Genomic DNA, 15,118 nt, shown 5'->3' with positions numbered 1-15,118 from the left:
GTGAAAAAGGGTGCTCGCGTTACGTCGCGAGGAAGTACACCTGCTTCCGCGCGTCGCGGAAGCTGTAGCGCGACTCGACGAGGTCCTCCTCGGCGAGGCGGTTCAGCGCGTACCGGACGGTCCGGTCTGGGAGCAGCGACTCGTCCGCGAGTTCCCCCTGGGACAGCGGTGCCTCCCCCTCCAGCACCTTGGCGACCAGCTTCGCGCTCGGCGGGAGCTCGCGAAGGCGCTCCCTGAACTCGGAGTCCGTGAACGGACTCTCCCCTTCCTCCTCGGCTGCAACCTGCTCTTCGACCTGCGTGCTCATACCACGGCTTGCGACAATCTTCCGTGTAAACCTTCGCTATAGGGGGCACAGTACAATACGTACTCTGTAAGGTATCAATACTCCCTTATATAATCGCTGCCGGACAGGACTCTCGCCTCGTGTCACACCGACACTGCGGCGTTCGGAGCGCCTCTCCACCGCAACGCGCGACGTACGGGAGATTCGTTCGCGGCGTCGCATCGGGCCTCGCTCCCCGTCGAGTTCCCTCGCCGACACAACTGCTATCGTCGTCTGGCGCGGAGCGGAGATATGGCAGTTCCCGAGCAGTTCCACGACCTCTTCGAGAAGCGGACGTTCGCACACTTCGCCACCAACATGCCGGACGGGACGCCGCAGGTCACGCCGGTGTGGGTGGACTACGACGCCGAGACGGGGCACCTGCTCGTCAACACCGAACGCGGACGACGCAAGGAGCAGAACGTCCAGCGGGACCCGAAGGTGGGTGTCAGCCTCGTCGACCCCGACGACCCCTACCGGTTCGTCTCGGTCCGTGGCGAAGTGGTTGAGGTGACCGAGGAGGGAGCGGACGAGCACATCGACGCCCTGGCGAAGCGCTACATGGACGTCGAGGAGTACCCGAACCGCGAGAACGAGGAGAACGCGCGGGTCATCATCCACATCTCGACCGACGAGGTCGCCACCTCCTGAGTCGCCGCGGGCTCGACCTCTCGTGACTCGCCGCGTCCTCGCTGGCGCTCTCGCGACTCGCCACCTCCCGAGGACAGTCACGTGGACTCGGCAATCCAGTATCGTTTTATGGTCCGCCGAGGTTGTTTGACGTAGTGAAGGGCCAGGAGTGGTATCAGGCCGACGAGGTGGCCGAGGAGTACGACGCCAAGCGGTTCTCCCAGGGTGGACGTCTCATCGACGACCGGGAGCAGCGTGCCGTCCTCGACGCACTGTCGCCCCTCGACGGCAAGCGTGTCCTCGAGATAGCCTGCGGGACAGGCAGGTTCACCGTGACGCTCGCAGAACGTGGCGCGGACATCGTCGGACTGGACATCTCTGCGGAGATGCTCCAGCAGGGCCGGAAGAAGGCCCAGCAGGCGGGCGTCTCGGACCACCTGCAGTTCATGCGCGGCGACGCTGCGCGCCTGCCGTTCCCCGATGACTACTTCGACGCGGTGTTCGCGATGCGGTTCTTCCACCTCGCCGACACCCCGGCGTCGTTCCTCTCGGAGATGTGTCGCGTCTCGAACGACCAGGTGTTCTTCGACACGTTCAACAGCTACTCGACGCGCAGCATCTACAACTGGGCGCTCCCGATGGGGTCGCGGCTCTACTCCGAGAGCGAGGTGCTGCGCCTGCTCCACGGCGCGAGCCTCCGCCTCCGCGACGAGGAACACGACTTCCTGCTCCCGTACGGGTTCTACCGCGCGATACCCAACCGCATCGCCGAACCGTTCCGGGAGGCGGACATCGCGGTCGGCGACACTCCTCTCGGCCAGCGCCTCGCATCCGTCTCCTACTGGGACGCGAGCGTCGAGTAGGTCTTTTATGGCTCCGGAGCGCGTGGGTGCAGTATGAAGCTCTCGGTAGTCGTCCCGACGTTGAACGGCCGAGAGCATCTGCAACGCTGCCTCGACTCGCTCGTCGACCACGCCCCCGACGTCGAGACCATCGTCGTCAACGGCCCCAGCGTCGACGGGACGACGGGGATGGTCCGCGACCGAGCGGACGTCGACGTACTGGTCGAGATCGACGAACGGAACGTCAACGTCGCCCGGAACGCGGGGGCCGAACGGGCGACCGGCGACGCCGTCGCCTTCCTCGACTACGTGTTCACCGTCGAAGCGGGGTGGGCCGACGCCATCCGCGAGGCCTTCGGTGGCATCGCGGGCGGCCACCGCGCCAGCGGCCACGGGCCCGACCTGCCCGCAGTGGTGACCGGCCCCGTCCACCAGTCGCTCCGCGGTGGCGTCACGACCGAGACGGCAGAGCGTCGGAGCATCGGCGGTCGACAGGTGACGTACTTCTCCGGGGGGAACGTCGCGTTCTCGAGCGACGCGCTCGACGCCCTCGACGGCTTCGACGAGTACCTCCTGACCGGGGGTGCGCGCGACGCGGCCCACCGGCTCGCGGCGCTGGACCGGCAGGTCGAGTGGGTCCCCGAGATGAGCGTCTGCCGGGAGGAGGCGAACGCGGAGATTCGCCAGCCCTCGCTGGCCGCCGACGGCGGCGAACACCGGAAGGACTGGTACTGGCGGTACCGCTCGCTCGCCTACCGGCTCTCGAAGAACTACGGCACCACCTCGACGTGCTGGCGGGTCACCAGACACGCCCTCGGCGACGCGGGGCGGGCGCTCACCGACGTGGTCCGCGGCGACTCCTCGTTCTCCGGCTGGGCGGCCAACGGACGGGACGTGCTCGTGGGAGCGGTGACCGGCGTGAAAGACGGGTCGGGCGCTCGCCTCCGAGACCGCTCGTCCGTCCGGAACCCCCGCGGCCTCTCCGACCGGGGCGACCGGGCCGTGGCGATGTACGACCGGCGGGAGTGAGGCCGGAGCCGACGCCGGTGCCGCCGTCGGTTGCTCCGTCAGTATAAGGTGACCCTCGGACCTGTGTCGATTGTTGGCACGAAGCGCCGTCACGCGGTTTCCCCGACCGACTGCGATGCATTTATATAGAATCGCAAACCATGTCCCGACTGATTATGGCTCAACAGATGCGCGGTCAGCCGATGTTCATCCTTTCGGAGGACTCCGAGCGAACCCGAGGGCAGGACGCTCAGTCCTCGAACATCGCTGCCGGGAAGGCGGTGAGCAACGCGGTACGAACGACACTCGGCCCGCGCGGGATGGACAAGATGCTCGTCTCGGACTCCGGCGACGTCACCATCACGAACGACGGGGCGACCATCCTGGAGCGGATGGACATCGAGCACCCCGCCGCCCAGATGATCGTCGAGGTCGCCACGACACAGGAGGAGGAGGTCGGCGACGGCACCACGACCGCCTCCGTCCTCGCCGGCGAACTCCTCGCCCGTGCCGAGGACCTGCTGGAGGACGACGTCCACCCGACCGCTATCGTCGAGGGCTACCACGAGGCCGCTCAGATCGCCCAGGAGGCTATCGACGACCAGCTCGTCGAGGACGAACTCGACGACGACCTGCTCCAGAAGGTCGCCAGGTCCTCGATGACCGGGAAGGGCACCGGCGACGTCGGTGCCGGCCCGCTCGCCGAGACGGTCGTGAAGGCCATCCGTCAGGTCCACGACGGCGAGAAGGTCCAGCGCGACAACGTCACCGTCCGCACCCGCGTCGGCTCTAGCTCCAGCGCGACCGACCTCGTCGAGGGCGTCGTCGCCGACGAGGAGCCCGCACACGAGAACATGCCGCGCCGGGTCCAGAACGCCAACATCGCCGTCCTCAACCTCGACCTCGAAGTGCGCGAGGGCGAGATCGACGCCGAGTACAACATCACCGACATCGACCAGCTCGAGGCCGCTATCGACGCCGAGGAGGGCGAACTCCGCGGCTACGCGGACACGCTCAAGGAGTCCGGCGTCGACGTCGCGTTCGTCACGGGCGACGTCGACGACCGCGTCGCCTCGTTCCTCGCCAGCGAGGGCATCCTCGCGTTCGACGACATCGACGACGACGACGCGACGGCCATCGCCCGCGCGACGGGTGCCAAGCGCATCGGCACCCTCTCCGACATCGACAGCGAGGACTTCGGCCACGCCGACCTCGTCCGCGTCGAGAAGTACGGCGACGACGAACTGACGTTCGTCGAGGGCGGCGCGGAGGCCGAGACGGTCACCGTGTTCGCCCGCGGCGGCACCGAGCACGTCGTCGACGAACTCGAACGCGCGCTCAACGACGCGCTCGACGTCGTCACCGCGGCGCTCGACAAGGGCGGCGTCGTCCCCGGCGCTGGCGCGACCGAGATCGCCATCGCTGACCGCCTCCGCAGCGAGGCCGCCTCCATCACGGGCCGCAAACAGCTCGCCGTCGAGGCGTTCGCCGACGCGCTCGACGTCCTGCCGCGCACGCTCGCCGCGAACGCCGGCATGGACCCCATCGACGCGCTCGTCGAACTCCGCTCGACGTTCGAGAGCCAGCACCGCGCTGGCCTCGTCACCCGTGGCGAGACCGGCGAGGTCGGCGACCCCATCGAGGCCGGCGTCGTCGACCCCGCCGCCGTCAAGCGCGAGGCCATCGAGAGCGCCACCGAGGCCGCGACGATGATCGTCCGTATCGACGACGTCATCGCCTCCAACTGAGCAGAGCGCGGTCGCGCAGCGACCGCGGAGAGTCGAGCGGCGAAGCCGCGAGGCCCGTCGCGCGTCGACTCCCCCGATTCTCGCCTTTTCCATCGCCTGTAGCGCCGCGTCCTTCATGCTCCCCGCGCGAGTAGCGACGGTGTGATTCGCGCGTGGTTCGCCCGCAACGGGGAACGACTCGTCGTCTGGGTCGTGGCGCTGCTCGTCGTGCTCGCCAGTGTGGGCCTCTTCCTCGTCCAGCCGTATCCCGTCGACGAGCGTGCCGTCGACGCCGTCCGCGAGACTCCGGCGCTCACCGTCGAGCAGACCGATACGGGATACACCGTCCACCCCAGCGACGGGGAATCGACCGACGGTCTTGTGTTCTACCCCGGCGCGCTCGTCCCGACCCGAGCGTACGTCCCGCTCGCCGGGGCTATCGCGAACGAGACCGGTCTCGCCGTCTTCCTCGTCGACGTGCCGCTGAACCTGGCCGTCCTCGACGTGGACGCGGCGGACAGCGTGTTCGCTGGTGAGAGGGAGGTCGACCGCTGGTACGTCGGCGGCCACTCGCTCGGTGGCGCGATGGCCTGCCGGTACGCCGAGGGGGCCGCCGACCGACTCGACGGCCTGGTCCTGGTCGGCGCGTACTGCGACGTGGACGTGCGCGACACCGACCTCGACGTGCTGACCGTCGTCGGGACGCGGGACGATATCGTGAACCGCAACGCGCTCGCTGCCTCGCGGGACCTCGTCCCCGACGACGCCGAGTTCGTCGATGTCGAGGGGGCGAACCACACCCAGGTCGGCGTCTACAGCGGGCAGGTGGACCGACCTGGAACGATAGCCAGCACCGAAGCACGCCAGCGAATCGCCGAAGCGGTGTCGTCCTGGCTGGATGATAGCACCGGGGACCTGACCACGAACGCGACCGTTTCCCGTTCGGCGGTGTAGAGGGGGAACCACCAGCGAGAAGAGCGTGACAGTGCCGACGACATCACACCGAACTCGCGCCCTGAACCCCGTCGTCGGCACTCAGTCCTCGAACGCGAGTCGAACGCCGTCGCCCACGTCGAGTTCGAACGCCTCGTCGCCGCGGCCCCGATTGACCGCGAGTTCGACGTTCCCGTGGCTCCCCACCGTCGCCAGCGCGTCGCCCGCCTCGACGTGGGCGTAGGCTGGCGCGACTGGTACCGAACGGCTGGCGCTCCCGCTCGCCTCGACGTGGACCGTCTCGTGACCGTCCAGCAGGTCGCCGGGGAGGTTCGTCACGACGTTGCCGAACCCGTCGACGACGAGCACCTCGCCGGTCGCACCCGTCCCGTCGCCGTCCCGTGTCCCGTCGCCAAGCTCCGGGTCGGGGAACCGCAGGTCGACGAACTCCTCGGTCGGCGTCGCGCGGTCGAGCGACTCGACGCGCTCGACGCCCGCCTCGTGGACGGCGGCCGCGGCGGGCGCGAACACGTCCCGGCCGTGGAACGTCGAACTCGCCGGGTCCGCGACGCGCCAGCGGAACGGTTCGACGGCGGCGTCGGTCCTGTCCGCTAGCTCCCGTGCCGCCGGGAGGAGGAGGCCGTTGTCCGGGCCGACGAGCGCGTGGTCGCCGACGCGGACGACGATAGCTGCCCGGTCGGTGCCTACCCCTGGATCGACGACGGCACAGTGCACCGCCGGCGGGAACCACGGGAGGGTCTCGCGCAACCAGAACGCGCTGGCGCGGACGTCCTGACGGGGGAAGTCGTGGGCCACGTCGACGACGCGGGCGTCACAGCGGTCGAGAATCACGCCGCGCATCGCGGCGGGATACGGCGTCTGGAAGTCCGACGCGAGCGTTATCATGCTCGACACTGCTGACGCGAGGGGGGAAAACGGAATCGGAAGGGACCCGGAAGCGGTGGCGCTGTCGTCGCCGTGCGTCTCAGAGGCCGTGGCCGTTCGAGTCGCTCTGGGAGACCTGTCGCAGTCGGTCGACGCCGTCTATCTCCTCGACGATGTCGACCACCTCGTCGGGGACGAGGGCTTCCCAGTCGCCGTCGGTGCGGATGCGTTCGCGGACCTCGGAGCCCTCCAGTTCCTCGCGGCGGAACATCGGCGAGGAGCGGACCTCGATACCGGCCTCCTCGAACAGGCGGATGACCAGCGGGTTGTTGGAGTAGGCGATGTCGAACTTCGGCGACATGCTCTGGACGTGACTCACCCAGACGGCGTTGCGGTTCAGGTCCTCCAGCGGGACGGCGTAGGTGATGATGTCGAGGTCGGAGACGGACTTCGTTATCATCATGATGCGCTCGCCGGCGGTGAACGGGTCGTGGGTCGTGTGTGACTGGTCGGCGCTCCCGATGCCGAGCACGAGTTCGTCCACCTCGCTGGCGATCTCCTCGACCATGCGGTGGTGGCCGTCGTGGTACGGCTGGAAGCGACCGATGTAGCACCCCCGCAACATACTCGCTCCAGTCGCGCTCGTTTAATAAGCACTCCGAACCCACCCGGGCACCATGGATGTCGGTCTATTCGACCGCTGTGGTGCGGTTTCGTGGGTGTGTCAACGGGTACCGATGGGAGAAAGTATATCAATCGACAGCCCGTCAGTTGTGGTGATAGCAACGGTTCTATGAGCGACAACAACGCAGACGAGGTTCCCTCGGAGGATGGGGAGGTCGAACTCCCGGCCGACCAGCAACAACCGGAGGGGACCGAGCCTGATCTCGGGCGCGACGTCTCCGCCGACATGGTCGTCGACGAAGATTCGACGGACGACCTCCTCGGGGGGCTACAGATAGATAGCACCGCCGACATCGAGGTCCCCGACCGCCTCGTCGATCAGGTCATCGGGCAGGACCACGCACGCGACATCATCCTGAAGGCGGCCAAACAGCGCCGCCACGTCATGATGATCGGCTCCCCCGGTACGGGGAAGTCGATGCTCGCGAAAGCGATGAGTCAGCTCCTCCCCCGCGAGGAGCTGCAGGACGTCCTCGTCTACCACAACCCCGACGACGGCAACGAGCCGAAGATTCGCACCGTCCCCGCGGGCAAGGGTGAACAGATAGTCGAGGCCCACAAGGAGGAGGCCCGGAAGCGCAACCAGATGCGCAGCTTCCTCATGTGGATCATCATCGCCATCGTCCTCGGCTACGCGCTGCTCATCGAGCAGACGGTTCTCCTGGGCATCCTCGCCGCGGGTGTCATCTACCTCGCGTTCCGCTACTCCTCGCGGGGTAGCGACGCGATGATTCCCAACCTGCTGGTCAACAACGCGGACCACCAGACCGCGCCCTTCGAGGACGCGACGGGCGCACACGCCGGGGCGCTGCTCGGCGACGTCCGCCACGACCCGTTCCAGTCGGGTGGGATGGAGACGCCGAGCCACGACCGCGTCGAGGCCGGTGCCATCCACAAGTCCAACAAGGGCGTGCTATTCGTCGACGAGATCAACACGCTCGACATCCGCTCCCAGCAGAAGCTGATGACGGCCATCCAGGAGGGCGAGTTCTCCATCACGGGCCAGTCCGAGCGCTCCTCGGGCGCGATGGTCCAGACCGAACCCGTCCCGACGGACTTCGTCATGGTCGCGGCCGGGAACATGGACGCGATGGAGAACATGCACCCCGCACTCCGTTCCCGTATCAAGGGGTACGGGTACGAGGTGTACATGGACGACACCATCGAGGACACGCCCGAGATGCGCCGGAAGTACGCCCGGTTCATCGCTCAGGAGGTCGAGAAGGACGGCCGCCTGCCCCACTTCGACCGCGAGGCCGTCGAGGAGCTCATCCTCGAGGCACAGCGCCGCGCGGGCCGGAAGGGCCACCTCACGCTGGAGATGCGCAACCTCGGTGGCCTCGTCCGCGTCGCGGGTGACATCGCCCGTGCCGAGGACGCCGAGTTCACGACGCGCGACCACGTGCTCCGCGCCAAGCGCCGCAGCCGCTCCATCGAGCAGCAGCTGGCCGACGAGTACATCGAGCGCCGCAAGGACTACGATATGACCGTCGCAGAGGGCGACGTGGTCGGTCGGGTCAACGGTCTCGCCGTCATGGGCCAGGACTCGGGCGTCGTGATGCCCGTCATGGCCGAGGTCGCTCCCTCGCAGGGTCCCGGCGAGGTCATCGCCACCGGGAAGCTGAAGGAGATGGCCCAGGAGGCGGTGATGAACGTCTCGGCCATCCTGAAGAAGTTCTCCGACGAGGACATCACCAAGAAGGACATCCACATCCAGTACGTGCAGGCCGGGCAGCAGGGTGTCGACGGTGACTCCGCGAGCGTCACCATGGCGACCGCCGTCATCAGCGCACTGGAGAACATCCCGGTCGACCAGTCGGTCGCGATGACCGGTTCGCTGTCGGTCCGTGGCGACGTGCTCCCCGTCGGTGGAGTCACGTACAAGATCGAAGCCGCCGCGAAGGCCGGGATGGACCGGGTAATCATCCCCGCCGCCAACCAGCAGGACGTGATGATCGAGGACGAGTACAAGGACCAGATCGAGATCATCCCGGTCAGCCACATCAGCGAGGTGCTGGACGTGGCGCTGGCGGGCGAACCCGAGAAGGACTCGCTGGTCGACCGCCTGAAGAACATCACCGGACAGGCGCTCGAATCCGGCTCCGGCTCGCCGGGCCGCGGCAGCCCGAGCCCGCAGTAACCCCTCGATGCCCGACTGGGCGACGTTCGTCGGTCTGACGGCCGTCGTCCTGTTTCTCCTCCTCTCGCTCGCACGACTCTCACAGAGCGCCGTCGGCGGGCCGTCCGGCGACCCACCCTCCGACCCGACCGACGTTCCTGCGAGCGACGAACCGACCGTCCCCGAGAGCGACGCATCCAGCGACCCTCGCGACGAGCGACGGTACGGTCACACCGACGCCTGGGGTGACGACGCTGCCACCCCCCGAGAGCGTATCGAGCGCGGAGAGCGACCGGACGAACCGGGTGCGGAGCCGTCGGCGCTCGACACCACGGCGACGGTCGACCACGACGCGCAGTTCGCGCCGCTGGAGGTCGGGCGATACCCCGACGGTCCCTCACCCGCGGAGCGGACGCTCCGGGGACTCGACGGCTCCGACCAGTTGCCGACCGCGGCGTTGCTCGTCAACGTCGCGCTGTCGCAGGGCGTGCTCGGCGCGCTGCTCGTCTTCGGCGCGTTCTACACGAGCATCCCGCTGCCCGCGCTCGGTATCGACCTCGGCGACCCGCTCTCGACCGGTCTCCCGGCGCTGGGCGTCGGCGTCGGCGTCGGTCTCGCGCTCTACGCCGCCAACGCGGCGGGCGCGGCGGCGTCGGCCGCCGCTGGCTTCGAGTACGACGAGTCACTGCGCGAGATGCTCACGCCGGCCTCCCGCGGCGGGTGGGGCGTGTTGCTCGTCGCCGTGCTCCCGCTCATCGCGGGGTTCGAGGAACTGCTGTTCCGCAGCGCGCTCGTCGGCGTCCTCGGCGCTGCCTACGGCCTCTCGCCGTGGCTGCTCGCGGTGGCGTCCTCGGCCGCGTTCGCCGTCGGCCACGGCGCGCAGGGACGGATGGGCGTCCTCGTCACCGGCGTCCTCGGGTTCGTTCTCGCGGTGACGTTCGTCCTCACGAACAGCCTGCTCGCCGTCGTCGTCGCCCACTACCTCGTCAACGCGCTGGAGTTCGTCCTCGGGGGCTACTTCGGCGTCGAGTGGCACTGAGCCACTGCCGGTCAGTCGCCGACGGCTTCGTCGGACGGCCGTCTGACGCAGAGCTTTGTGTGCAGAGTGACAAGGCCCGGCATGACCAGCCTCACGGAGGTATACAACGGGGGCGCTGGCGGGGCGAACCTCCGGCGGCTGTACCTCGGGGTCGCGCTGTTCGTCGTCGGCGTGGCGTTCGTCCTGGGCGGGATGGTGCTCGGGACGACCGGGTCGGGGGAGACGGTGTTCGGACTCGACTGGCAGGGTGCGCGAGAACTCGGTCTCACGCTCGCTGGCCTCGGCGTCCCGGCGGTGTTCCTCGGTATCCTCGCCGTGTTGCCGTCCAGTCGCTTCGTCAAGGTCGCAGCGGCGGCCGGGGCCGCTATCACCGTCGTCGCCGTCCTCATGTTCCGCGCTGGCTACCCGAACAACTGGCTGATGGACGACCTCGATTACATGTTCCAGACCATCGCCGTCTACGTCGTCGGCGTCGTCGTCACGTTCTGGTGTCTGTTCACCGGCGTCGCGAACTTCAAAACGCGCAACGACCCCGGCGGCACCGTCAAACTCGAGATCACGCAGGAGGGCGAGACGCGCGTCGTCGAGGTCGACCGCTCCGAACTCTCCTCGCTGGGCGGCCTCGGCTCCATCGGTGGAATGGGTGGCGTCGGTCTCCTGGGCAAGGACCCCGACGGCAACGTCGAGACCCAGACCGCCCCGCAGCGCTCGAACGCGCGCTCGGACGGCGGCACCACCGCATCCCCCTCGGTGTCGACGCCGTCTTCCGAGCAGTCAGGTCGTTCGTCGGGCGAGTCGCCGCCCGATTCGCGGACGCCCGTGGCAGGTGGCGACGCCGGCCCCGAAGCCACCGACCGCTACTGCGGGTCGTGCACCCACTTCCGCTACGTCCGCACCGCCGACGGCCTCCAGCCGTACTGCGGCGCACACGAGGAGCTGATGGACGACATGGAGCCGTGCCCGCAGTGGGAACGGAACAACTGACGCAGCCGCTCCGCTCCATACTGTCCTGGCCGTTTTCGGACGCTCCGATTCTCTCCGATGTTACGACGCGCGAACGACGTCGAGCGTCTCGCGCACGCTGTCCCAGTGGCTGCCCCTCCAGAACTGCTGGCCGCAGTCCACACAGCGCCAGACGCGCTCGTCGCGTGGGTCCGGTGCGTACTCGGCGGTCGGTTCCTCGGGAGCGACGCGTTCCAGTAGACCATTGCAGCTACCGCAGTACGTCGGCGTCTCGTCGAGCGTCAGGTCGACGCCTGCCTCGTGGAGCTCGCCCAGCTGGTGGACGACGTCTCGCTCGCGCAGGAGCATCGACGCGCTCGCCCGCCCCGCCAACTGGACGTTCCGCGTGACGAGCGTGCGGTCCTCCCCCTCGGAGCGTTCCAGGAGCGCGTCGTTGTTCGAGGCGGCGGCCTCGCGCTTCGAGGCGGCGGCCTCGCACTCCGAGGCAGCGGCCTCGCGCTCGTCGTCACGGTCCAGCGCGTAGACGGTGTCGTGGCCGCACATCCGCAGGTAGCTCCGCAGCCCGCCACACATCACGTCGAGCAGGAGGCGCACGGACTACAGACCGAGGAACGACTCCACATCGTCGAGCGACCACGCGTTGAGTACGTCGTCGCGTTCGGCCCAGCCACGGCGGGCGGTGTGGACGCCGTACCGAATCAGGTCGAAGCGCTCGGGGCGGTGGGCGTCGGTGTCGATGGCGATGGTCGCGCCCGCGTCGATGGCCGCCTTGACTGCACCGCCGCGCAGGTCGAGGCGGTTCGGGTTGGCGTTCACTTCGAGAGCGGTCCCCGCGTCGGCGGCGGCGCGTGCGAGTTCGCCCACGTCCAGGTCGAGGCCGGGGCGCTGGTTCAACTGGCGGCCGGTCGGGTGGCCGACGACGTTCACGTCGGGGTGTTCGGCGGCGCGAACCAGGCGGTCGGTTCCGTCGCCGTCGAGCGAGGAGTGCGGCGAGGCGACCACGCAGTCCAGCCGTTCGAGCAGCGAGTCGCGGACCGATATCTCGCCCTCGCTGTCGATATTCGCTTCGACGCCGGCGAACACGCGGATGTCCGAACCGTCGTCGACCTCGCGTATCTCGGCCAGTTGGTCCTCCAGATCGTCGTCCTCGACGCCGACGCCGCCGACCATCCCCGGTCCCGTCGCGTGGTCGGTGATGGCGACGTAGTCGTAGCCGCGTTCCTCCGCGCCGGCGACCATCTCGGCGACGGTGTTGCGCCCGTCCGACCACTCCGTGTGGCAGTGCAGGTCGCCGCGAATCTCCTCGGTGGTCAGGAGGTCCGGCAGGTCGCCGTCGGCGGCGGCCTGCACCTCGCCGCGGTCCTCCCGGAGTTCGGGCGGAATCAGGGGCAGGTCGAGGGCTTCGTACATCTCCTCCTCGGTGTGGCCCGCCACCTTCTCACCGACGCGCTGCCCCGAATCGGGGTCTTCAACGTCGCTCACGTCGAACACGCCGTACTCGTTGACCTTCAGCTCGCGGTCGATGGCGCGGTCACGGACGCGGATGTTGTGGGCCTTGCTCCCGGTGAAGTACTGGAGCGCCGCGCCGAACTCCTCGGGGTCGGTGACGCGCAGGTCGACGCGGATGCCCCGCGAGCGGACGCTCGCCTTGTTCGTTCCGGCCTCGATGATGCTGTCCGCCTCGGGCCAGTCGGTGAACCCGTCGACGACCGCCTCGCTGTCCTCGCTGGCGACCAGCACGTCCACGTCGCCGATGGTCGCCCGCCAGCGCCGGAGCGACCCCGCGACCTCCCAGCGGTTCGCGGCGTCGATGGTCTCGACGTGGGCGAGCACGTCCTCCGCGAGCGGGCGGGCGTCGGCGAGCAACTGGCGCTGCTGGGTCTGTCGCGCGAAGTCGACGTTGTCGAGGATGTTCTCCTCGGTCTTCGGCCCGAACCCCGACACCTCCTGGATGCGCCCCTCGCGCGCGGCGGTCTCCAGGTCGTCGAGGTCCTCGACCCCGAGCGCCTCGTAGAGGCTGGCGACGGACTTCGGGCCGACCCCCTCGACGCTCGTCAGGCCGGCCATGTCGACGGGGAGGTCCGCACGAGCCTCTTCCAGTTCCTCGACTGTGCCCGTCTCGACGTACTCGACGACCTTCGCGGCGATGGCGTCGCCGACGCGGTCTATCTCGCCGACGCGCTCCTCGCCGCCCTGGCGCGCCATCTCGGCGACGTTCTCGGGGTGGTCGCGGATGTTCTCGGCGGCGAGGCGGTACGCGCGGGGTTTGTACTCGACGTCGCGGGCCTCCAGCAGGTCGGCGAACTCCTCGAACAGTCCGGCGAGCTCGTCGTTGCGGACGCTGCGGTCGCTGCCGCCGCTACGGTCGCTCATCGGCCACCTCGCGAACTCGACCCGTCGCGGCCGAGCGCCTGCTGGAGGAACTTCATCCAGCGTTTCTTGTCGGCTGCCTCGCTCGCCTTCGCCTCGCGCTCGATGTCGGTCGCCCCGAGGTTCTCCAGCGCCGAGAGCGCGCGCTCGATGCCGACGATGGACCCGACTATCTCCTCGCCCTCCTCGTAGCTGATGTCGGCCTCTTCGAGTCGCTGGCGGCGCTGGAGACGCTCGCGCCGGAGGTTCTTCTTCGCCCGGTCGACCCGTTCGCGTTCGCCCGCGGGGACCGTCTCCCGGCGTTGAATCTCGAAGACGAACTCGCGTAGCGCTATCTCCTCGCCCTGGACCTCGATGGTCTCGGGGATGGACGCGCCGACCGTGGCCCCCTCGCGGTCGACGCGTTCGAGCAGTCCCTTTCGCTCGAACTCCTTCATACGCGTCGTTCGGGGCGCGAGGACAAAAGCCCAAACGAAAGGCATACCCCGAGGCCTGTCGCACCTTCCGACATGGCTGACGACGAGGAAGAAGCGGAGGGGCCCGTCGTGGAACTCGGCGACGGACCCGCGGTCGACGGGGCACCGCTCGCACGCATCAGTTCGCGTCTCCACTTCGGCATCCCGAAGTCGGAGGTCCTCCGCCGCGTCGGGGACGAAGAAATCCGGACGCCGGACGGTCCCCGGACGATGGAGTCGGTGCTCGGTGAGACCGACGAGACGTACTTCTCCGCCTCCGAGGACCTCCGGGATACAGTCGAGGGAATCGTCGGAACCGGCCCGGTGCCGACGCACGAGCGCGAGGACAGTGACACCGATGCCGAGGACGAGACCGAGGCTCCGGACGGTGCCGCCGACGCCGAGGGCGTGACCACGGACGGCGAGAACACCGACGCGGCCGTCGACGACTCCGAGGAGTAGGGAGATTCGGAGTTCCCGCGAGTGAAACGAGCGGGAGCACGGAAGACTCGCTAGCGAGTCTTCCGGAGCGAGCGGGTTGCGGGCCAGCGGCCCGCAACCGGATGTCGTGGCGACTCTGTCGCCACGCATAGCGAGTGAGAATCTCCGAGAACCGAACGGGGAGCGAAGCGACCCGTGAGGAGTAAACGCCTTCTCTCTCCCACCCACATCCGAGACCGTGTTACCTATCGACCCGAGCGACGTCGACGCCGCGGACATCGGCGAGAAACGTGCGACGCTCCACATGGACCACGCCGACGCCGTCGAACACGTCCGCGAGGTGTTCACCGACGCCGGGTTCGGCGTCCCCGTCGAGTTCTCGCCGTCCGAACTCCTGAACGAGAAGGTCGACGCGGACCGCGACCCGTACTATGTGCTCGGTGCGTGCAACCCGAAGATGGCCGACCGGGCGCTCGACATGAGCATGGAACTCGGCGGGTTGATGCCGTGCAACGTCGTCGTCTGGGAGGAGGAACCGGGCGTCCAGCAGGTGTACCACCTCTCCATCATGCGCGTCGGGCGGCTCGTCGGTATCGCGCCGGACTCCGAGGAGTGGGCCGACCTCGTGAGCGACACGGGCGCGATGGTCGACGAGGCGTTCGCCGGACTCGACACCGCCTGACGACTCAGATTCAGT

The 15,118-nt window shown here is 68.5% G+C and carries 16 protein-coding genes; 10 read left to right on the top strand and 6 right to left on the bottom strand.

Translation table 11 applies throughout. From position 1 onward, the window contains the following. Positions 1-19 precede the first annotated feature (19 nt). Positions 20-307: a MarR family transcriptional regulator gene (locus MX571_RS00265; RefSeq protein ID WP_247413594.1), complete on the bottom strand. Its 288-nt coding sequence runs from the start codon at positions 305-307 to the stop codon at positions 20-22. Between the two features lie 270 nt (positions 308-577). Between MX571_RS00265 and MX571_RS00260 the strand changes: the two genes are divergently transcribed. The 5 genes from MX571_RS00260 to MX571_RS00240 all read left to right on the top strand — a co-directional run bounded on the left by MX571_RS00260 (position 578) and on the right by MX571_RS00240 (position 5,486). Continuing rightward, positions 578-976: a PPOX class F420-dependent oxidoreductase gene (locus MX571_RS00260; protein WP_247413593.1), complete on the top strand. Its 399-nt coding sequence runs from the start codon at positions 578-580 to the stop codon at positions 974-976. A gap of 134 nt (positions 977-1,110) precedes the next feature. Then, a complete protein-coding gene (locus MX571_RS00255; RefSeq protein ID WP_247413592.1) occupies positions 1,111-1,818 on the top strand; it encodes a class I SAM-dependent methyltransferase in 708 nt (235 codons plus the stop codon). A gap of 33 nt (positions 1,819-1,851) precedes the next feature. Then, the gene (locus tag MX571_RS00250) at positions 1,852-2,826 is read left to right on the top strand and encodes a glycosyltransferase family 2 protein (protein WP_247413591.1); all 975 of its coding nucleotides are present in this window, start codon (positions 1,852-1,854) and stop codon (positions 2,824-2,826) included. A gap of 167 nt (positions 2,827-2,993) precedes the next feature. Beyond that, complete coding sequence (gene thsA, locus MX571_RS00245; RefSeq protein WP_247418395.1) at positions 2,994-4,553, top strand: thermosome subunit alpha; 1,560 nt, start codon at positions 2,994-2,996, stop codon at positions 4,551-4,553. A 141-nt stretch (positions 4,554-4,694) separates the two neighbouring features. Then, the gene (locus MX571_RS00240; protein WP_247413590.1) at positions 4,695-5,486 is read left to right on the top strand and encodes an alpha/beta hydrolase; all 792 of its coding nucleotides are present in this window, start codon (positions 4,695-4,697) and stop codon (positions 5,484-5,486) included. An 81-nt stretch (positions 5,487-5,567) separates the two neighbouring features. Here MX571_RS00240 and MX571_RS00235 read toward each other — a convergent pair whose 3' ends face one another. Further along, entirely contained in the window at positions 5,568-6,371 is an 804-nt protein-coding gene (locus tag MX571_RS00235) for an SAM hydrolase/SAM-dependent halogenase family protein (RefSeq protein ID WP_247413589.1), read from the bottom strand. A gap of 79 nt (positions 6,372-6,450) precedes the next feature. Continuing rightward, positions 6,451-6,975 (bottom strand): nicotinamide-nucleotide adenylyltransferase, encoded by a 525-nt coding sequence (locus MX571_RS00230; RefSeq protein WP_247413588.1) that lies wholly within the window; start codon positions 6,973-6,975, stop codon positions 6,451-6,453. A gap of 168 nt (positions 6,976-7,143) precedes the next feature. Between MX571_RS00230 and lonB the strand changes: the two genes are divergently transcribed. The 3 genes from lonB (at position 7,144) to MX571_RS00215 (ending at position 11,176) form a co-directional block, all read left to right on the top strand. Further along, positions 7,144-9,174, top strand: coding sequence for an ATP-dependent protease LonB (gene lonB, locus MX571_RS00225; RefSeq protein ID WP_247413587.1), 2,031 nt, complete (start codon positions 7,144-7,146; stop codon positions 9,172-9,174). A gap of 7 nt (positions 9,175-9,181) precedes the next feature. Further along, a complete protein-coding gene (locus MX571_RS00220; protein ID WP_247413586.1) occupies positions 9,182-10,192 on the top strand; it encodes a CPBP family intramembrane glutamic endopeptidase in 1,011 nt (336 codons plus the stop codon). Between the two features lie 81 nt (positions 10,193-10,273). Beyond that, a complete protein-coding gene (locus MX571_RS00215; protein ID WP_247413585.1) occupies positions 10,274-11,176 on the top strand; it encodes a cell division protein CdpA domain-containing protein in 903 nt (300 codons plus the stop codon). A 60-nt stretch (positions 11,177-11,236) separates the two neighbouring features. Here MX571_RS00215 and MX571_RS00210 read toward each other — a convergent pair whose 3' ends face one another. Genes MX571_RS00210 through MX571_RS00200 form a run of 3 tightly spaced genes read right to left on the bottom strand, consistent with a single transcriptional unit; the run spans position 11,237 to position 13,962 of the window. Then, on the bottom strand, positions 11,237-11,749 hold the full coding sequence (locus MX571_RS00210; RefSeq protein WP_368408962.1) for a Mut7-C RNAse domain-containing protein: 513 nt from the start codon (positions 11,747-11,749) through the stop codon (positions 11,237-11,239). 3 nt (positions 11,750-11,752) lie between these two features. Next, a complete protein-coding gene (gene polX, locus MX571_RS00205; RefSeq protein WP_247413584.1) occupies positions 11,753-13,528 on the bottom strand; it encodes a DNA polymerase/3'-5' exonuclease PolX in 1,776 nt (591 codons plus the stop codon). After that, entirely contained in the window at positions 13,525-13,962 is a 438-nt protein-coding gene (locus tag MX571_RS00200; RefSeq protein ID WP_247413583.1) for a DUF5788 family protein, read from the bottom strand. The genes polX and MX571_RS00200 overlap by 4 nt, the downstream gene beginning before the upstream one ends. A 72-nt stretch (positions 13,963-14,034) precedes the next feature. Between MX571_RS00200 and MX571_RS00195 the strand changes: the two genes are divergently transcribed. Both MX571_RS00195 and MX571_RS00190 read left to right on the top strand, forming a co-directional pair. After that, positions 14,035-14,442, top strand: coding sequence for a DUF5789 family protein (locus MX571_RS00195; protein WP_368408961.1), 408 nt, complete (start codon positions 14,035-14,037; stop codon positions 14,440-14,442). Positions 14,443-14,659: 217 nt separating this feature from the next. Next, entirely contained in the window at positions 14,660-15,103 is a 444-nt protein-coding gene (locus MX571_RS00190; RefSeq protein WP_247413582.1) for a DUF302 domain-containing protein, read from the top strand. Positions 15,104-15,118: the final 15 nt, after the last annotated feature.

Origin of the sequence: Halomarina salina (assembly GCF_023074835.1) — an archaeon.
GTDB classification, from domain to species: domain Archaea; phylum Halobacteriota; class Halobacteria; order Halobacteriales; family Haloarculaceae; genus Halomarina; species Halomarina salina.
The sequence above is the reverse complement of the archived record's forward strand: the minus strand, read 5'-3'. Positions and strand labels throughout refer to the sequence as shown.